Source organism: Coleofasciculus sp. H7-1, from assembly GCF_057473865.1.
Map to the genome: position 1 here is coordinate 41,985 of NZ_JBYCCT010000014.1, position 16,008 is coordinate 57,992.

The window sequence follows — 16,008 nt, forward strand, 5'->3', positions numbered from 1 at the left end:
ACAAATTGAAACAGAGGTTTTAGGTAATTTCCATCACCTACTACCAGAATTTACCGTGCAAGTTAAATGTCTTTTAGCTGATGACTTTGAGATCAAATTGACTGGAACGAAGGCGTTTTCTGAAGATCCTGTCGAATCGGAATCGCCATGATGAATTCCGTACCTTGTCCGGGCGCTGAAATACACTGCATCTGCCCACCATGTTTGTCCACGACAATTTGATAGCTAAGGGACAACCCAATCTTCGTGCCTTTGCCATTCGTTTTCGGCGTATAGAAGGGATCAAACAGGTGAGTGCGGACTTCCTCCGTCATACTGGGGCCATTATCTGTAATCTGAATGGTCACAAAGCCACGGTCGGTTATTTCGGTACAAATCCGAATGGTACTGCGGGAGAAGTGTATTTCTTCAGGCGATCGCTTACGGTCATACTCCTCCAAAGTATCAATCACACTCGAAAGCAGATTCATGAACACCTGGTTCAGCTGACCTGCATAACACTCTACAGGAGGCAACTTGCCATACTCTTTGATGATTTGAATGCCCGGATAATCAGGCTTGGATTTCAGCCGGTTGTTCAAAATCAGCAGAGTGCTGTCTAGCCCATCGTGAATGTTCACTGGCTTCATCTGAGCCTCATCCACGCGAGAGAAGTTCCGCAATGACTGGACGATTTCGCGGATGCGTTCAACCCCGATCTTCATCGAACCCAGCAGTTTCGGCAGGTCTTCAACGAGAAACTCTAGGTCAATCGCCTGAGCCTCCTCAGTGATAGTTGGCCCCGGATTGGGAAATTCCTTAGCATAGAGGTTCAGCAGGTGCATCAGGTCTTGGGTATAGTGATCTGCGTGCGTAACATTGCCGTAGATAAAGTTAACCGGGTTATTCATTTCATGAGCGACACCGGCGACTAACTGTCCCAAACTAGCCAGTTGTTCGCTTTGAATCAGTTGGCTTTGAGTCTGTTGGAGTTGGCGAAACGCAAGTTCTAGCTGATGCGCTTGTTCTCGATAGCGTGCTTCCGATTGTTGTAATACTGCCTCTGTAGAAATCCGCTCTTGAATCTCTTGTTTCAGCAGAGCATTAGATTGGGAAAGTTCAACAGTTCGTTCCTCTACCCGTTCTTCTTGTTCTTCTTTGAGCTGCAACAGCGCTTCCTCTACCCTTGTACGTTCTTGGATTTCTTGTTCCAAACGCACATTTTGTTCTTTTAGTTTCTTAGTTAGATTCTGGATGCTTAGGTGGATAGTAACGCGAGCTAAAACTTCTTCATGCTGAAGTGGTTTAGTAATATAATCGACCGCTCCCAAATTCAAACCTCTAACCTTATCCGCCGTCTCAGTGAGCGCCGTCATAAAAATCACGGGAATATCTTTTGTTGCTTGATTGGCTTTCAGGAGACGGCAAGTTTCAAACCCATCCATCCCAGGCATCAGCACATCTAATAAGATGAGATCCGGCGGTGCATATTCCACCTTCTGAATAGCACTTTCGCCATCCCGCGCTACCAAAATTTTGAAGCCGGAATCCGCTAAAAAATCGAACAAAATCCCTAAATTTGTGGGAGTATCATCAACGATTAAGATTATGCCTTTATGGGGAATTTCAACGTTCATTTACTTTCTCTCTATTGTTTAATAAATTCCAAGATTTGTTTTTCTTTAAAGCCCTTGGCTAATTGACGTAAATGGCTGGCAAACGGTATCCAGTCCTGATTCATCTGTTCCAGTTGAGCGGCTCGCTTGGCAATACCTCTGAGGTCGCCCATTATTGCTAGCTCGAACAGAGCAGCGATTTCCTCTACAGGCGGAAGCACCATCGCTTTTGCGGAAGGCTTAAGGAATTCTTCATTTTTAATTTCCTCTTTGGTTCAGATATATCGAAACTAAGTTAAGTTGCTCAAATTCAACATTCAACACGGACGTAGCACTCTCCTCGACGTTCTTGGAGTTTTCCATAAATAGTCAATGAGGCTCTCAGCTGTTCGTTGGCTAGGTCATCGGTCTGCTCGTGGAAGGAGGGACAATATAGGCTCCTGAATATGTCAGGACTTACGCAAAGCTTATACATATAGCGTTCTTGTCGGTTCAATCCCCAGGGGGATTGCCCTCAGATGTCGCGCAAGTTGCGTAAGTCCTGATGTGTCTGTATTTAGGGTTCCCTAAATTTGGAAAAAAACTCTAATGTTAAATGCTATTTAATGTTAAGAAATACAAATTTTTTAGTGTTGCTTTATAAAAAGAATAAAAGTTTTCGCTTTTAGACTTGACAATAATTAACAACATTTGAATAAAAGACTCGCTGCAAGCTTAATGGGGCAATCGCTGAAAACATCCTTAAGAATTTCTTGAGAAACCTGCGTTGATAAAAAAAATACCGATCGGTGTTATTGTCAAGCAGACTGTGCGGACGCCGCCATTCCCGCCGGTTCTGCCCTTCCAAGTAAGCTAAAATTCAAGCAGAGTCAGCATTCCACGAACTAACCTCCTCATGATTGAAAGTCTGCAAACCCAGCTTTACGAACTCAGTGAATTTGCCAACACTCTCGTTTTCATCCAGCTGCAACATCTCAGCGTTATCAGTATTGGCATTATCTTTGCAGCCGGATTGCTCACCAGTCTGACGCCCTGTATGCTTTCCATGTTGCCCATCACCCTTGGCTACATCGGGGGCTATGAAACCAAAAGCCGCCTCCAAGCAGCTGCCCAGGCTACCTGGTTTTCCTTGGGATTGGCAACGACGCTGGCAGGTCTTGGCATCTTAGCGGCGTTGCTGGGAAACGTCTACGGTCAAGTGGGATTTGGTTTGCCGATTCTTGTGAGCATTCTGGCGATCGCAATGGGGCTAAATTTACTAGAAGCTTTGCCCCTTCCGTTGCCTGCTTGGGGTGGGATGGAGTGGATTTCCAAAGAATTACCAGAGGGAGTGCGTTCCTATCTGATTGGTCTAACTTTTGGGGTGGTTGCTTCTCCGTGTAGTACTCCCGTGTTGGGAACGTTACTGGGTTGGATAGCCACGACGCAAGACGTGGTATTAGGTGCAGTCTTGCTGCTATCGTACACAGCAGGTTATGTGGCACCGTTGATTTTGGCAGGGACTTTTACAGCCTCTATTAAGAAGTTGCTGGAGTTGCGCCAGTGGTCGAGTTGGATTACACCAGTTAGTGGTGTGCTTTTGGTTGGATTTGGGGTATTTTCGCTGCTGTCTCGGATTCCGATTGGCTAATGGTAATCAAAAGAATTAGCTATTACCAATTATCAATTATCAAAAAATGACTGCAAAAAATTCTTTTTTCTCAAACTTGGGGTCAACTTCCTATCGGTTTTGGCGGCGGGAGTTGTTGCCATTGCTGGCAGATTTGCGGTTAGCGATCGCGTTGCTATTAGCGATCGCGCTTTTTAGCATCTCTGGCACGGTCATTGAGCAGGGTCAGTCGCCCGCTTTCTACCAAGCTAACTATCCAGAGCATCCCGCTTTGTTTGGTTTCCTGACTTGGAAAGTAATCCAGGTAATCGGATTGGATCGTGTTTATCGCACCTGGTGGTTTTTAGCAATCCTGATTTTATTTGGCAGCAGCTTAACTGCCTGTACCTTCACCCGCCAGTTTCCAGCTTTAAAAGCAGCACAGCAGTGGAAGTTTTACGACCAACCCCGTCAATTTCAGAAACTCGCCCTGAGTGCGGAACTAGACAATGGTTCGCTGAATAAACTTACCGAATTGTTGCGGCAGCGGCGCTATAAAGTTTTTCAAGAAGGAGATAAACTTTACGCCCGTAAAGGACTGGTGGGACGGATTGGCCCGATTGTCGTTCATGCCAGTATGTTAATTATTCTGGGGGGCGCAATTTGGGGTAGCATAACAGGTTTTGTCGCCCAGGAAATGGTTCCCAGCGGCGATACGTTTCAGGTGAAAAATATCATCGAAGCCGGTTCTTGGGCGCTGCCGCAAGTTCCCAAAGATTGGTCGGTGCGGGTAAATCGTTTTTGGATTGACTATACACCTGAAGGCAGAATCGACCAGTTTTATTCGGATTTGTCAGTTTTGGATAAACAAGAACAAGAAGTTGATCGTCAAACTATTCACGTCAATCAGCCGCTGCGTTACCGAGGCGTGACGTTTTATCAAACCGATTGGGGAATTGCAGGTATCCGGGTGCGGCTGAATAATAGCCCAGTTTTACAGTTGCCGATGGCGTCATTAAATACTGGCGGCAAGGGTCGAATCTGGGGAACTTGGATTCCCACTAAACCGGATTTGAGTGAGGGAGTTGCCCTAATTGCGAAGGATTTGCAGGGAACGCTGCTGCTTTACGATCCGAAGGGTCAGCTAATAAATACCATTCGCGCTGGGATGTCGGCACCAGTGAATGGAGTCAGGCTTAGCATTGATGAAGTTATCGGCAGCACTGGCTTGCAAATAAAAGCCGATCCCGGTATCCCGTTTGTTTATGCTGGCTTTGGTTTGCTGATGCTGGGTGTGGTTATGAGTTATTTTTCTCATTCGCAAATTTGGGCGCTGCAAGAAGGCGTTAGCGCCGCCTCTCAGCAGGAGATTCGCTTCTATGTTGGCGGCAGAACTAACCGCGCACAAGTTGTTTTTGAACGGGAACTGATGGAAATTTTGGATCGAGTTAGCAATCCGTCCCAGGATGAAGTGCCAGTTGTTGAGATAGAAGCGATCGCTACCCAGTCCTAAACCATTTTTGATTTTTGATTTTGGATTGTAGAGATGCGAGCGATCGCGTCTCTACGCAAATCAATAATTTTTTCCACTCACACCTTTTTTTCTAGTTTCCAAAGCCAGACTTCACCCGTCTCGTATGCAGGCTCTATTTTGTAGTTCTGCTTTTTCAGTGCCTTTTTCAATTTTTGGGAACTCCTATATAAAAACACATCGCTGAACCCATCCGGAATCTGAGGCACATCTGGTTTAACTACTAATTGAAGCCGCACTTTCGGGTCAAGTGCATGACTCAAAGGCAGAATCAAGGTTAGCAACTCATCGCTGACCAAAAGCGGATGAGTCGCTTGGTTGATAATGCTGGCTACTTGGGGATTGTATTTGGTTTGAGAGAGGGTTTTGTTCCACCAAATTTCTTGTTGAGAACTGATGGCGCAGGAGATGACACCACTTGAAACCACCGCAATCAGCACAAGTTGCCATAGCTTTTGTGTTCTAGCACTCCTAGAAACCAAGCTAATTTTACTAGCCAGCAAGTAAGCAACTGCTAAGTCAATCCCTAAATAAATCGGTACGAGATGCCGAGTTGAACCTGACAATCCTCCTCCTGAAATTAAATCTTTTAAGATGAAGGGTAAGCAGCTAACTCCAATCAATGTTAAGACAAATAACCAAACTCGTTTGGGAGTATAGCGGCACAGAAAATAAATTGCATATCCTGTCAGAAATACAACCATTCCTACCAAAGTCAGCCGAATTAATTCTGTCCATTGATTGTCAAATCCAAACGCGATCGCTCCTCCTTCTGGGTCTGCATCAAGCATTGTCCGAGTGATATTGCGAGTCCAAGCTTTCACCCAAGAAAACAGGGTTTCTTTCTGGCGAGACCAACCTGTTGTATCTTCAACGGTAGACAAGTTGCTAATAATAACTAAAAGCCAAGGCACAAAAGTAAGGAACCCAGCCAAAGATGCCAGCAAATAGGCAAAGACTGTCTTGGTAAATCGGAATTTTTCAATTATCAATAAATAAATTCCATGTCCAATGGCAACCAGCGCAAAAAATAACTGGGTATAAATTCCCAGTGCTAGCGTTGCTGCATACATTCCCCAAGTAGAAATAAGGGTTTTGGTGTCTCTATTTCCCAGTCGTATGGCTCGCAGCAGCACCGCGCTGGATAGTAAGATTGCCACACTCCATAAACTATAAGGTCGTGCTTCCTGGGCGTAGAGAACTTGAAATGGGGAGACGGCGATGAGTGCCATCGCTACCCATCCTACTAAGGAAAATCCAAATAATTCTCGGCATAGCCAATTGATGCAAGGAAATACTAGCAAGCTAATTAATGCAGACAAGCTTCTGATTATCCCTGGTGAATAACCAAACCATTGCGCCCAAAATCTTGCCATCAAAAAATATAGTGGCGGATGCTGGGGAGTATCTACTACTATCGAGTTGATGGTTCCGCTTACACCTTTTTCCGGATTGGGTTGTTGAAACTTCTGCAAATCTTCGATCCCAATCTGATGTCCATCAAAGAGTTCTTGGACTAATTCTGCCTTGGTGTAACCAGCAATCCGTAATGAAGTCAGAGTCTCATCGCCCCAGTAAACTTTTCGGTCTAGGTTGACGACTCGAAAGAATACTCCCAGTACCAGCAAGACAATGATAAAAAATTGTAACCAAGTTGGAGGAAGTAACTTTGTTTGAGTTAACCTATTCTTAACATGGTTAAAAGTTTGTGCAACTGCCATGAAACCTCCATTTCGCAATCTAAAAAGCCGCGAAGCTCTGCGAAATTCTAAGTGAGGCAAGAGAATTTATCCTTCACCTTTAGGCTGATTTGGTGTCTATATTTTGAACCTATAGATAGGCTTTTGATGACACAAAGCAAAAAGCCCGTTGGACGGGCTTTCTGAAAAAGATAATTTTGAAACTGGGTGGAGTATCCAGCAGCAAGTGAATATTTGTGCTGCTACCTAGGCGTCAGGCGACTTCTGATGACGCACTTCAATTACTGTGTGGACATTACCGCGCGGCGTGAAATCCCCTTTGATAGTGGCTTCTAAAGGATCGCAAGCTACCACAAAGTCATCCAGAATTTGATTGATGGATTCTTCGTGGGAGATGTAGCGATCGCGGTAACTGTTGATATAAAGCTTTATCGCCTTCAGTTCCACCACCCTTTGATCGGGAACATAGGTAATGTGGATAGTCGCAAAGTCAGGATAGCCAGAAAACGGACACTTACAGGTAAACTCTGGTAAAGTAATGTGAATATCGTAGCGGCGTCCGACTCGCGGATTGGGGAAGGTAATTAATTGTCCTTCAGCAATATTGCGCTCACCGTATTTCATTTCCGAGAGCGGCATTTCAGGTGATAATTGTTGCTGTGTTGGAGACTGACTCATCAGTAGTTGTTAGCGAACGTTGGGCATTAGTCATTAGTCATTTATAACAAACAAAGGACTAAGAACTTTTGAGTAAGGATGCAGGTCGAACCTTTTCAGCCTTCTTTTTTACCTGCTTCGATCAGAAAATATCTCTGGAGTTGAACGAGTCTGTACTACCCTCCCAATCCGGACAATTTTTATCGTCCCAGCCATAGGGATGCATGGCGCAGACTAACAAGTTTCCCCCATAAGCTTGTCCGTGGTAATGGTGGCAACCCATACACGCAGGATTTTTTTGTGGAGTGGGTTCAACTGTATCCACCATATAGCTAAAAGGCTGCTCACCTTCGCCTACAACCTCTTCAAATTCTAAATAAATTTCAGCAATTGGTTCAAATAATTCCTGCAAACACTGATTGATATCGGTTGCAATTGTAGTTTGCACGCTTTCGGCAACAGCGTCTACTACTTCTGTGATGCCAATGAAGAATTGCTCTACTTCATCAGCGACTGCTTCCAGCATCTCGAAAAAATCTTTTTGCCACTCTTCCATTTTGGATACTCAGCACAAAAGGCTTAGTTTTTAACGGCGACGCGATGACGCCAATCAATTCAATCTGCAATCCTATTCTAAATAGCGCGAATCAATGATGCGATCGCAATGCGTAGATTAGCACCCGTTGCCTTGCGATCGCGCAAGGCGTATGATGCTACTCGCAGCGACTCGCTCTTGCCTATGCAGCATTGATTCGGCTGTTCGCGGTTTGTCGTTCATGACTGGAAAGCTAATCGCGCTTTAGCCGACGCAGTTCGTCCTGTAGTGCTTGCACCTGTTGGCGCATCGCGTCCACATCGTTATCCGGAACCGCTGCCGACTTTGGATCTTCATCCTCTGAGAGAATTTCAATCCGGCGCGGCTCACCGGGTTGGGTGCTGCTGGATGGCTCAACGGGTGCCTGCTGGGCTTGTTTCATCATATCATCGACAAACCGGCGGGCTTCGTCTGTCGTCATCTCGCCTTTTGCCACCATTTCATCGGCTAGCTTTTGAGCTTGCGATCGCAACTCCGATAATTTTCCCCCAGCTCTCTCACCCGCAGAAGCAGCTAAGCCTACTCCTAAGTAAAACGCTTTTTGAACAATATCTCCAAAACCAGCCATCGCAATGATTCGCTCCTTGAATCTGCAAGTATCTGCTGATTCCAGCATAAGCGTGAAATCCAGAAACTGCCCACCAATTACAAGGCAAACGAGGGCGATGCGGCGATTCGAGTGATCCGGATGCCACGCCTATCACAAGCATCCCGTGTTGCTGCTACCTTCCGGTTCTGACAAGGTTTAGGCGTTGCGATCGCATGGGTCCGGATCATCTAAAGCATAACATCATTCAGTAATAACTGAAAACTCTAGCGGCAATCAGCGTTAGCTTTTATTCGGCAACGACTCGCCACTCATAGAGTTCATACTTGACACAGCCGTTTTGCACCAGCGGATCTTGAGAGACAATTGCCTGCGCCTCCTCCATTGAAGACGCCTCAAATAGCATCATGCCACCTCGCCGCGACCGCCAGTAACCGCTACGCGCCTGGTATCCTTTGGCAATCAAATCCTGGACATAAGCTTTATGCGCCGGTATAGATTTATCAAAGATAGGTTTATCAACGATGCCTTCTTCAATCTTTACAAACCAGGGCATTCACTTTCTTCCCTTATCTGGCTATATCTATTTAACAAGTAAACTACCGCTGGAATTTCTTGGACAATACAAAACGCCGCTTCTTTATCGCTCTCTTGCCGCCGCAAGAGATTCAGGACTACGCCAAAGGGATTCAGCAGCACTTTGCTCAAACCTATGCTAGCAAAGGTGCCCAGAAATCTCCCCCCCATATTACGCTGCAACCGCCGTTTGAATGGCAGGTAGAGGCAGTGCCAGTGCTGGAAGAATGCTTGAGGACGTTTGCTTCGCATCGTTCACCCGTCTCCATTACCCTGCAAGGATTTGGAGCTTTTCCACCCCGTGTTATCTACATCAATGTCCTCAAGACGCCGCAACTACTAACGTTACAAGCCGATTTCATGACCGATTTGGAGACAAACTTGGGAATTGTCGATTCGGTTTCCCAGCAGCGTCCGTTTGCTCCTCACATGACTGTTGCTTTTAGAGATTTGACACGGCAGAACTTTCAGCTAGCTTGGACTGAATTTCAGCAGCGACCGTTACAGTTTGAGTTTACGGCTGCTCAGCTAACGCTACTGATTCATACAGGCGAAAGATGGGAAGCGAGCAGCGAATTTCCTTGCTTAGCGCGTCGGAGGTAAACAGGGCAATCTTTTCACCAAGGGGTTGCGTCTGGTCGTGGCGCGATCGCTACCTTTATTCTTTCCATCGGAAAAAACTTCACAATAATAGCAAAGCTTGTTTCCTCAATCTTTAAATCTATCTAGGGTCATAAACCTTCATAAAGATTTGTCCTCTCCCACGGTAGAGGTAGTGATAGCCCGACTCTCATTATTGTGTCGTTATTACTGCGACCACACGAGTAGATTGCTAAAGTGAGAGGAGTCTGAGAGGAGTCAATGAAAAAAATTAATGTACTTAATGTATCCATTGACAACTTATCAAAAGCCGAGCTATTAACAAAACTCGATCGGGAAGGCGGTATTGTATTTACACCAAATGTAGACCACCTGATGAAGTTACAAACCGATCGGGATTTCTACAAAGCTTACAATATCGCTACTTATAAAGTGTGTGACAGTCAAATAGTATTGTACGCTACTAAATTCTTGGGTACGCCGCTTAAAGAAAAGCTTTCGGGTTCCGATTTGTTTCCCGCTTTCTATATGCACCACAAGGACAATGAAAGCGTTAAGATTTTCTTGCTAGGTGCCGCTCAAGGAGTGGCTAGTAAAGCTCAAGAGCGAATCAATAACCAAGTAGGCAGAAATATTATAGTCGCTTCCCATTCTCCGTCTTTTGGATTTGAAAAGAGCGAAAAAGAATGCCTAGAAATTATTGACATGATTAACAAGTCAGGCGCTACAGTATTAGCAGTAGGCGTAGGTGCCCCCAAACAGGAAAAGTGGATATTGAAGTATAAAAATAAATTACCCAATATCAAAGTTTTCTTGTCTGTCGGCGCATCTATTGACTTTGAGGCAGGTCATAAACCAAGGTCTCCACAGTGGATGAGTGAAGTGGGGATAGAGTGGTTACATAGGCTTTTATCCGAGCCACAAAGGCTATGGAAAAGGTATTTAGTAGACGATATGCCTTTCTTATGGTTAATTTTGAAACAAAAGCTTAATCTTTATAAAAAGCCCTTTCAGGGGGGCAAGAAACCTGTGAAATTGGAACGGGTTAAGTGGGAATAAAGAAACTTTTGTTTTAGAGGATGTTTGTAAAGTACCTATTGTTGTCATGCAGTAGCAAGCTCCCGTAGGGTAAGCAGCGAAGCATCTCAGTATTTGCGTGAAACCCTAGATTCTCAGCGCATCCGCGCTGCTAGAGCGAATGCTCTACTTTGTTCAGCTCAGATTGACAAATTGTACCCTTTTCGACTTTTAAAACATCCTCATAGAAGCTGTTGGCTTTCTGTTAAAATTTATTGTTGCAGGATAGACGTTTCGTTGGAACGTCTATTTTGGTGATGAGATATCTTGGCAGGCGATTAAACTGCTTGAAAAAGTTGTTTGAACTTTCCTCAAGCTCTTTCCGGTAAACAGGGAAGGTTGGGGTGGGGTTCCAAATATATTGCAAGTGTCTATCGCATTCCGAATCCCTGCGTCACAACTGCCTCACAGATGTATTTGCTTGCAGCCTTAGGAGGATGTTCCTACTAGATTACAGATTCCCATAGTAAATTCCTCTGCCATTCGTACCAATAAAAACTAACCCGAACTGCTGCAAACTTGCCTCCATCACATTCGGACCATTTCCAATCGGATTTTCTGGATTACCAATCCTTTTCCATGTCTTTCCTCTGTCTAGAGAACGGAAGATTCCTTTGCCCATATCATCAATTTCTCCGTACAAATACAGCGCTGGAATCGTGCTTCCCGGCTGTGGCTTTCCTAAAGCAAACAAATAGGATCTCTTGACTGCATCCATCTTGGAGAACCTCTTGCCACCGTCTGTCGAACGGTAAAGTTGTTTCTTATCGAGACTCAACCAAACTTCACCTTTAACTCCAGATACGGTTCTAAGCGAGTGCCAACTTTCATCGGGAAGTGACGAATTCACTACTTCAAAAGACAAACCCCCATTGGTACTTTGATAGAATTTGCCGTTCTTATAGTAATAAAACGTGTCACCATCCACTTTGTCTGCTGCCAGCGGCACAGACCAATTCCAAGGTCCCTTGGAACCTTTGGGTAAACCAGCAACTTCTTGCCACGAAGCGCCGCCATCATCTGTGCGGAGAGCTTTATCTCCACTAACAGTGACAACAAATAACTTTGGATTAGTCGCTGACATCGCTACACGCATCGGCATCGTGTCTTTTGGAAATGAAGCAAATTCTTTCCAAGTTAAGCCGCCGTCTGTCGAAGTTGCTCCCGAATAAGTATTGTTCCAGCGATTACCGCCAACGCGCACCATTTGCAACGGATCTTTTTCATAGTAAGCAATGCTGTAGGTGTCCTGGAATGCGGGACCGTTGCCACCGAAGGTTTTAGATGGATAAGTGTCTAGTCCATTGTTGTGGTAAAACCCGTCTACATCTGCCATCCCGCTCAACAACAAAGCGCCACTCGGAGGCGCAACCAAGGTGAAGGTGACAATCTCTTCATGTCCTTTTTGATAGTTCGTCCAGACAGAGGGCTGTTTGTTAATATTGTCTGTCCGCCATATCCCGTACCAATCGGTGAACCAAACTCTTCCAGAAACTTGGGGATCAAACTCAATCGCAGATACAGAGGGATTGGAGAGCATATAGCTAGACCACCAAGGAACGCTATTATTGATCGAGCGTTTCTGCTCTTTCCATGTAGTTCCGCCATCGAACGAGCGGTAAATTTTAGTATTTTTTTTCGCTTTTGTAGAAACAAGAATATCGTTAGGATTAGTAGGGTTAATGCTCAACCCATTAAAATCCTCTTCGGAGTCATGTGGAGTAATGTTTTTCCAATCTCCATCTGCATACTTTTTGACTCCAGGACTTCCATTAATTGTTACGTAGAGAGTGTTGTTGCGACTTGTCGCTAGTCGCATCGTTTTTTCTGGGCTTCCGTCAATCTTGCTCCAGGTAACACCTGTGTCAGTAGACTTATAAATTCCATCGCCGTAGGCATTGGCGTAGACTAAGCCGGACTTATCTTTGTCAAATACAATTGCTGTGATGCCAATATCTTTTTCCAGCTTTCCAGCAAAAGAAGTAACTTTAGTCCAGTTCGCGCCAGCATCCAAAGATTTCCAAAGTCCATCGCGCCGCGAACCAAATAAAATCATCTTGGAATTAAACGGATTGATAGCGAGTCTCTCGCCTACCTCCCGTCTATCTTGGTTGCCGCCCATCGGCAAGTCCAAATCCAGCTTTTTCCAGGTTGCACCTCGATCGGTAGACTTAAAGATAGTTCCAGGCTCATCCCAGACGTATTTGCCTGCGGCAATATAAACAATATTTGAGTCTTTTGGATCGAGGGCTAGGGCTTCTCCGCCGTAGTAGTTGCTCTTATCTAGTGGAAAGTGGTCAGTTAGTGGTATCCAACTTTTATCTACTGAATTCCAACGATAGAAGCCACCAACATCAGTTTTGATGTAAACGAGATCCTGTTGTAGCGGATGCAGGAAAATCCCCGTAACATAACCCCCTCCCCCTACTGCAACATTAGTCTCCCCCAGAGACACATTGGTTTGGTAATTTCGGGAGGTGACGACTTCTGCCTGCCCTGATGCACCGTTGAGAATGTCGCTGGCAATCCAGATGTGTTGAAGTGCTACTGTGGCAAACAGAGCAATGACAGCAAGGCGAACCGTTCGAGCTAACGAAAGGCTTTGTTGAGCGTTAAATTTAGTAATCAGCTTGAAGGCTATATGGGCGAAGCAAATCCCGATGGCGAAGACTAATAAGCCTGTCAGAACTGGTTGGACGCTTGCCAGCCCTACAAATGTAACATTAGCGATCGCTTCAATGGTTGACCAATGATTAGTAGCAGCAGTAAACATTGTTGAGCCTCAACTCCCAAAGTCAGCTACTTCCAACTAAGGAATTATAGCTGACTAGATAGATTTGAGGGGTTGATTCTCAAGTTATGCCTAAAGTTACTTGGCTAGTCTCTGGTAATACTCTGGAATCTAGCATATCTAAAACTATGCTGTCCCGCGCCATATCAAACTTTCGGGCAAAGTAAACATCCTTTTTAAGGATGGTTGGGTAATCTTCAACAGTGAGTGTTCGAGGATGACCGTGGCGGCTGCCAGTCCAATCAATGTAGAATTTATAATCCTTACATAAATTGAATAAACCACTATTTATTAATATAGTCTGTCCAAAAGATTCATCTGGATTTCGCGTCTTTTTGTAATAATTAATCAGAGTTTCGTCATTCTTCAAAAAGTCGTAGATATAACTAATGCACTTTTTAGACAAAATCTTAAAATAAGATCCCCCATAGCAAATAAAATCTTTGCTAAATGGAGTTGAAAAAGCCTGAACTCCCAAAGATAATTGATAAGAAGAATCAATCTTTACAAAAGGCTGAATATTATTCACCAAGACCCGGAAAGGCTTAATTAGTCCCCGTTGCCACTTGGAAAATTGTACGCCAGAATGCCAGTATTGATATAAGTAGCGATCGCGGCTCTCTTTTAGACCGTAATAGCTATCTTTGGAGAATAGATCGGAGTATTGTAAAAAACCATCATAGTTAGTTTCTTCAAGAAACTGCTCAAATCTATAAAGTGGTTGAGTTGGATAATCTTGACCAGAGAGATTGATCAGCCAATCAAAGTCAATCTTGTGAGTAAACAACCATTCAAGAGCATCCAAGTATGCTTGCACTAAAGAAAAATCTCCCCGTACTCCCTTGGTATTCTTTTTAATTACATAAACTCCTGGCTGCATTTCTAGACTTTTTACGTCTAACTGACAGCCATTGAAATCATGACTAACCAATATTTGAGACTTGGAACTTGATTTTTTTATAGTTTGTACCAGTCTACAAATTTGTTCCGGATTCTTATGACTTTGAATCAGATATAGAACTTTCACGATTTTTGACCTCCAGAAAAAAAATGCACGAAAAGGTAAGGGCAGCGGTTATTTATCCAAGTGCGATAAACAACACTTGGATGTGCCACAAGTAGAGATAGATAGAGTCCACTAGGTGCAAGTCACTAGAAAAAACTGATGCTCTGCCCTCTATATGGTCACAACAAAATTTGCAACGATTGCCAAACTAGCATTGCCTGCATAAGAAGTATTAGTAAGTTTTTGCAAGCAAAGCTATAAGTTGATAGAGAAACTTGTGTTCAGAAACTCAACTAAAACTGTTTAACTGCAATAGCATCCACGAAGGTAAAACAGCGATCGATAGGTACTTTCACTGCCAACCAAGCACTCTAGAGTAGTAAGTTCAGAATGGTAAATAGCAAACCTGTTATATGTAGACGAACTGTGGGTTTATTTTGTTTCAGTTTTTCAACCGAACATTATTTTGTTATTTATCCCACATTGATGGAAAACTCTTGCAACCCAGGAAAACGCTCTCTATCTTTTGACACATATCGAAATTTGGTAATGGTGTACAAAAGTAGGTTGTTCGCCACTGGTAATGACGTTTTTGTTGCACCCAATTTTTTACATTTACAGCTATGGTCATAATTCAAATCCCAGTCAAAAGAAATCTTTAAGGGACTGAAGCCACGCTTGCAATCCTGGTCGCAATGTTTACGCTTTACATCTTGTTACAGCGCCTATCTTGCAGGCGTCCCCCTTAAGATAGACTTTACTTATACGATTGTTCCACCTTAAGTCAAAGGGTAATATATTTCTTTTAAAATTAAAATAATGGTAACAAGCAACACCAATTGTGTCTGCATAAAACTTGCATACTAAAAAGTAATAGAAAATTAGCCAATCGCTACTTTTTATATAGATCAACAAGTACTCAGACAAATTTTTTTGTTACTAAGGCGCAGCTAAAAAATTCCAGGCAGAACACTTAAGAAATTCATCCCGACTCAGCGGGGCTAAATCATCTACCCAATTCTTTAGCTTAAAAATTTGTAGACCACACTCATTTACAAGCAGGTCATAAATTCTGCTATCGTGCCATTTACCATCTTTCAATGTGCCATCAACCCATTCTTGAGAATTAATTAAGCCACTCTCGAAGACTAAGTAAGGTTTATAAGCTTTTAATATTCTGATAGCACCTCTAAAAACCTGCAATTCTACCCCTTCTACATCTACCTTGATAAAATGAATTTTAAGGTCTGGGGCTAGTAGATCATCAAGTCTCTGAGTTTTAACAGTAATTGGTTCCATTAGTGCATCAGGAATATGGCTTTCACAGCATTCTTTATCCAGGCTACTTACAGCAGGAGCATTAACCACATACCAAAAAGTTGTTTCTGTCTCTGAATCACTCAAAGCTGTTTGTCTGACCTCTACATTGGGAAATTTTTTTCTAAGCCTATTCGCTAACCTTGGTATTGGCTCAAATGCATAGTGAACTCCTAGAGGTGAATAGTGTAAAATTTGACTAAGTAAATCGCCCGTGTTACAACCAACATCAATACAGTTTGAGTTTTTTGTTAAAACACGAGACATAATTTCAATCGTGAAAGCATTGTCTTGCCTGTTAAGAATATCGCTGCGTTTCGGAGGCGTTACTATATCTAAAAGTGGTCTGACAACCGGATCGAGAAATGAACCTTTGATTGTTTCTTTGAAAAAGTTTTTTATTTCTAAAAATATTTTCATTGTCTGGC

14 protein-coding genes and 1 other RNA gene are annotated in these 16,008 nt (G+C 43.7%); 4 read left to right on the forward strand and 11 right to left on the reverse strand.

Annotated features, from left to right (window positions below):
- Positions 1–92: 92 nt before the first annotated feature.
- A complete protein-coding gene (locus AC2VDX_RS03780; protein WP_378175955.1) occupies positions 93–1,616 on the reverse strand; it encodes a hybrid sensor histidine kinase/response regulator in 1,524 nt (507 codons plus the stop codon).
- Positions 1,617–1,627: 11 nt separating this feature from the next.
- On the reverse strand, positions 1,628–1,819 hold the full coding sequence (locus tag AC2VDX_RS03785) for a hypothetical protein (RefSeq protein ID WP_378175958.1): 192 nt from the start codon (positions 1,817–1,819) through the stop codon (positions 1,628–1,630).
- Positions 1,820–2,490: 671 nt separating this feature from the next.
- Here AC2VDX_RS03785 and AC2VDX_RS03790 point away from each other — a divergent pair.
- Both AC2VDX_RS03790 and AC2VDX_RS03795 read left to right on the forward strand, forming a co-directional pair.
- On the forward strand, positions 2,491–3,225 hold the full coding sequence (locus AC2VDX_RS03790; RefSeq protein ID WP_378175961.1) for a cytochrome c biogenesis protein CcdA: 735 nt from the start codon (positions 2,491–2,493) through the stop codon (positions 3,223–3,225).
- Between the two features lie 46 nt (positions 3,226–3,271).
- The gene (locus AC2VDX_RS03795) at positions 3,272–4,696 is read left to right on the forward strand and encodes a cytochrome c biogenesis protein (RefSeq protein WP_378175964.1); all 1,425 of its coding nucleotides are present in this window, start codon (positions 3,272–3,274) and stop codon (positions 4,694–4,696) included.
- 77 nt (positions 4,697–4,773) lie between these two features.
- Here AC2VDX_RS03795 and AC2VDX_RS03800 read toward each other — a convergent pair whose 3' ends face one another.
- The 6 genes from AC2VDX_RS03800 to AC2VDX_RS03825 all read right to left on the reverse strand — a co-directional run bounded on the left by AC2VDX_RS03800 (position 4,774) and on the right by AC2VDX_RS03825 (position 8,769).
- Entirely contained in the window at positions 4,774–6,435 is a 1,662-nt protein-coding gene (locus AC2VDX_RS03800) for a glycosyltransferase family 39 protein (protein ID WP_378175967.1), read from the reverse strand.
- A 225-nt stretch (positions 6,436–6,660) separates the two neighbouring features.
- Complete coding sequence (gene queF / locus AC2VDX_RS03805) at positions 6,661–7,092, reverse strand: preQ(1) synthase (RefSeq protein ID WP_378175970.1); 432 nt, start codon at positions 7,090–7,092, stop codon at positions 6,661–6,663.
- Positions 7,093–7,213: 121 nt separating this feature from the next.
- Positions 7,214–7,627 (reverse strand): hypothetical protein, encoded by a 414-nt coding sequence (locus AC2VDX_RS03810; RefSeq protein ID WP_378175973.1) that lies wholly within the window; start codon positions 7,625–7,627, stop codon positions 7,214–7,216.
- A gap of 232 nt (positions 7,628–7,859) precedes the next feature.
- Entirely contained in the window at positions 7,860–8,234 is a 375-nt protein-coding gene (locus tag AC2VDX_RS03815) for a phasin family protein (protein ID WP_378176345.1), read from the reverse strand.
- A 110-nt stretch (positions 8,235–8,344) separates the two neighbouring features.
- Positions 8,345–8,441, reverse strand: an RNA gene (gene ffs, locus AC2VDX_RS03820) — signal recognition particle sRNA small type.
- 61 nt (positions 8,442–8,502) lie between these two features.
- Positions 8,503–8,769 (reverse strand): YciI family protein, encoded by a 267-nt coding sequence (locus tag AC2VDX_RS03825; RefSeq protein WP_378175976.1) that lies wholly within the window; start codon positions 8,767–8,769, stop codon positions 8,503–8,505.
- A gap of 59 nt (positions 8,770–8,828) precedes the next feature.
- On the opposite strand from AC2VDX_RS03825, the gene AC2VDX_RS03830 reads away from it, so the two are divergent.
- Positions 8,829–9,392, forward strand: coding sequence for a 2'-5' RNA ligase family protein (locus tag AC2VDX_RS03830; RefSeq protein WP_378175978.1), 564 nt, complete (start codon positions 8,829–8,831; stop codon positions 9,390–9,392).
- 258 nt (positions 9,393–9,650) lie between these two features.
- On the forward strand, positions 9,651–10,448 hold the full coding sequence (locus AC2VDX_RS03835) for a WecB/TagA/CpsF family glycosyltransferase (protein ID WP_378175981.1): 798 nt from the start codon (positions 9,651–9,653) through the stop codon (positions 10,446–10,448).
- 469 nt (positions 10,449–10,917) lie between these two features.
- Here the strand turns inward: AC2VDX_RS03835 and AC2VDX_RS03840 are convergent, their stop codons facing one another.
- From AC2VDX_RS03840 to AC2VDX_RS03850, 3 genes are all read right to left on the reverse strand, one after another.
- Positions 10,918–13,239 (reverse strand): VPS10 domain-containing protein, encoded by a 2,322-nt coding sequence (locus AC2VDX_RS03840; RefSeq protein ID WP_378175984.1) that lies wholly within the window; start codon positions 13,237–13,239, stop codon positions 10,918–10,920.
- 79 nt (positions 13,240–13,318) lie between these two features.
- Positions 13,319–14,284, reverse strand: a complete 966-nt coding sequence (locus tag AC2VDX_RS03845) for a beta-1,6-N-acetylglucosaminyltransferase (RefSeq protein ID WP_378175987.1) — start codon at positions 14,282–14,284, stop codon at positions 13,319–13,321.
- A 918-nt stretch (positions 14,285–15,202) separates the two neighbouring features.
- Positions 15,203–16,000, reverse strand: coding sequence for an FkbM family methyltransferase (locus tag AC2VDX_RS03850; RefSeq protein ID WP_378175989.1), 798 nt, complete (start codon positions 15,998–16,000; stop codon positions 15,203–15,205).
- Between the last annotated feature and the right edge of the window lie 8 nt (positions 16,001–16,008).

What these genes read in the sequence shown, in the direction of transcription:
- AC2VDX_RS03825 (WP_378175976.1), bottom strand. Translation starts at nt 8,769, where the DNA reads ATGCCCTGGTTTGTAAAGATTGAAGAAGGCATCGTTGATAAACCTATC.
- AC2VDX_RS03810 (WP_378175973.1), bottom strand. Translation starts at nt 7,627, where the DNA reads ATGGAAGAGTGGCAAAAAGATTTTTTCGAGATGCTGGAAGCAGTCGCT.
- AC2VDX_RS03790 (WP_378175961.1), top strand. Translation starts at nt 2,491, where the DNA reads ATGATTGAAAGTCTGCAAACCCAGCTTTACGAACTCAGTGAATTTGCC.
- AC2VDX_RS03785 (WP_378175958.1), bottom strand. Translation starts at nt 1,819, where the DNA reads ATGGTGCTTCCGCCTGTAGAGGAAATCGCTGCTCTGTTCGAGCTAGCA.
- AC2VDX_RS03840 (WP_378175984.1), bottom strand. Translation starts at nt 13,239, where the DNA reads ATGTTTACTGCTGCTACTAATCATTGGTCAACCATTGAAGCGATCGCT.
- AC2VDX_RS03795 (WP_378175964.1), top strand. Translation starts at nt 3,272, where the DNA reads ATGACTGCAAAAAATTCTTTTTTCTCAAACTTGGGGTCAACTTCCTAT.
- AC2VDX_RS03850 (WP_378175989.1), bottom strand. Translation starts at nt 16,000, where the DNA reads ATGAAAATATTTTTAGAAATAAAAAACTTTTTCAAAGAAACAATCAAA.
- AC2VDX_RS03780 (WP_378175955.1), bottom strand. Translation starts at nt 1,616, where the DNA reads ATGAACGTTGAAATTCCCCATAAAGGCATAATCTTAATCGTTGATGAT.
- AC2VDX_RS03835 (WP_378175981.1), top strand. Translation starts at nt 9,651, where the DNA reads ATGAAAAAAATTAATGTACTTAATGTATCCATTGACAACTTATCAAAA.
- queF (WP_378175970.1), bottom strand. Translation starts at nt 7,092, where the DNA reads ATGAGTCAGTCTCCAACACAGCAACAATTATCACCTGAAATGCCGCTC.
- AC2VDX_RS03800 (WP_378175967.1), bottom strand. Translation starts at nt 6,435, where the DNA reads ATGGCAGTTGCACAAACTTTTAACCATGTTAAGAATAGGTTAACTCAA.
- AC2VDX_RS03815 (WP_378176345.1), bottom strand. Translation starts at nt 8,234, where the DNA reads ATGGCTGGTTTTGGAGATATTGTTCAAAAAGCGTTTTACTTAGGAGTA.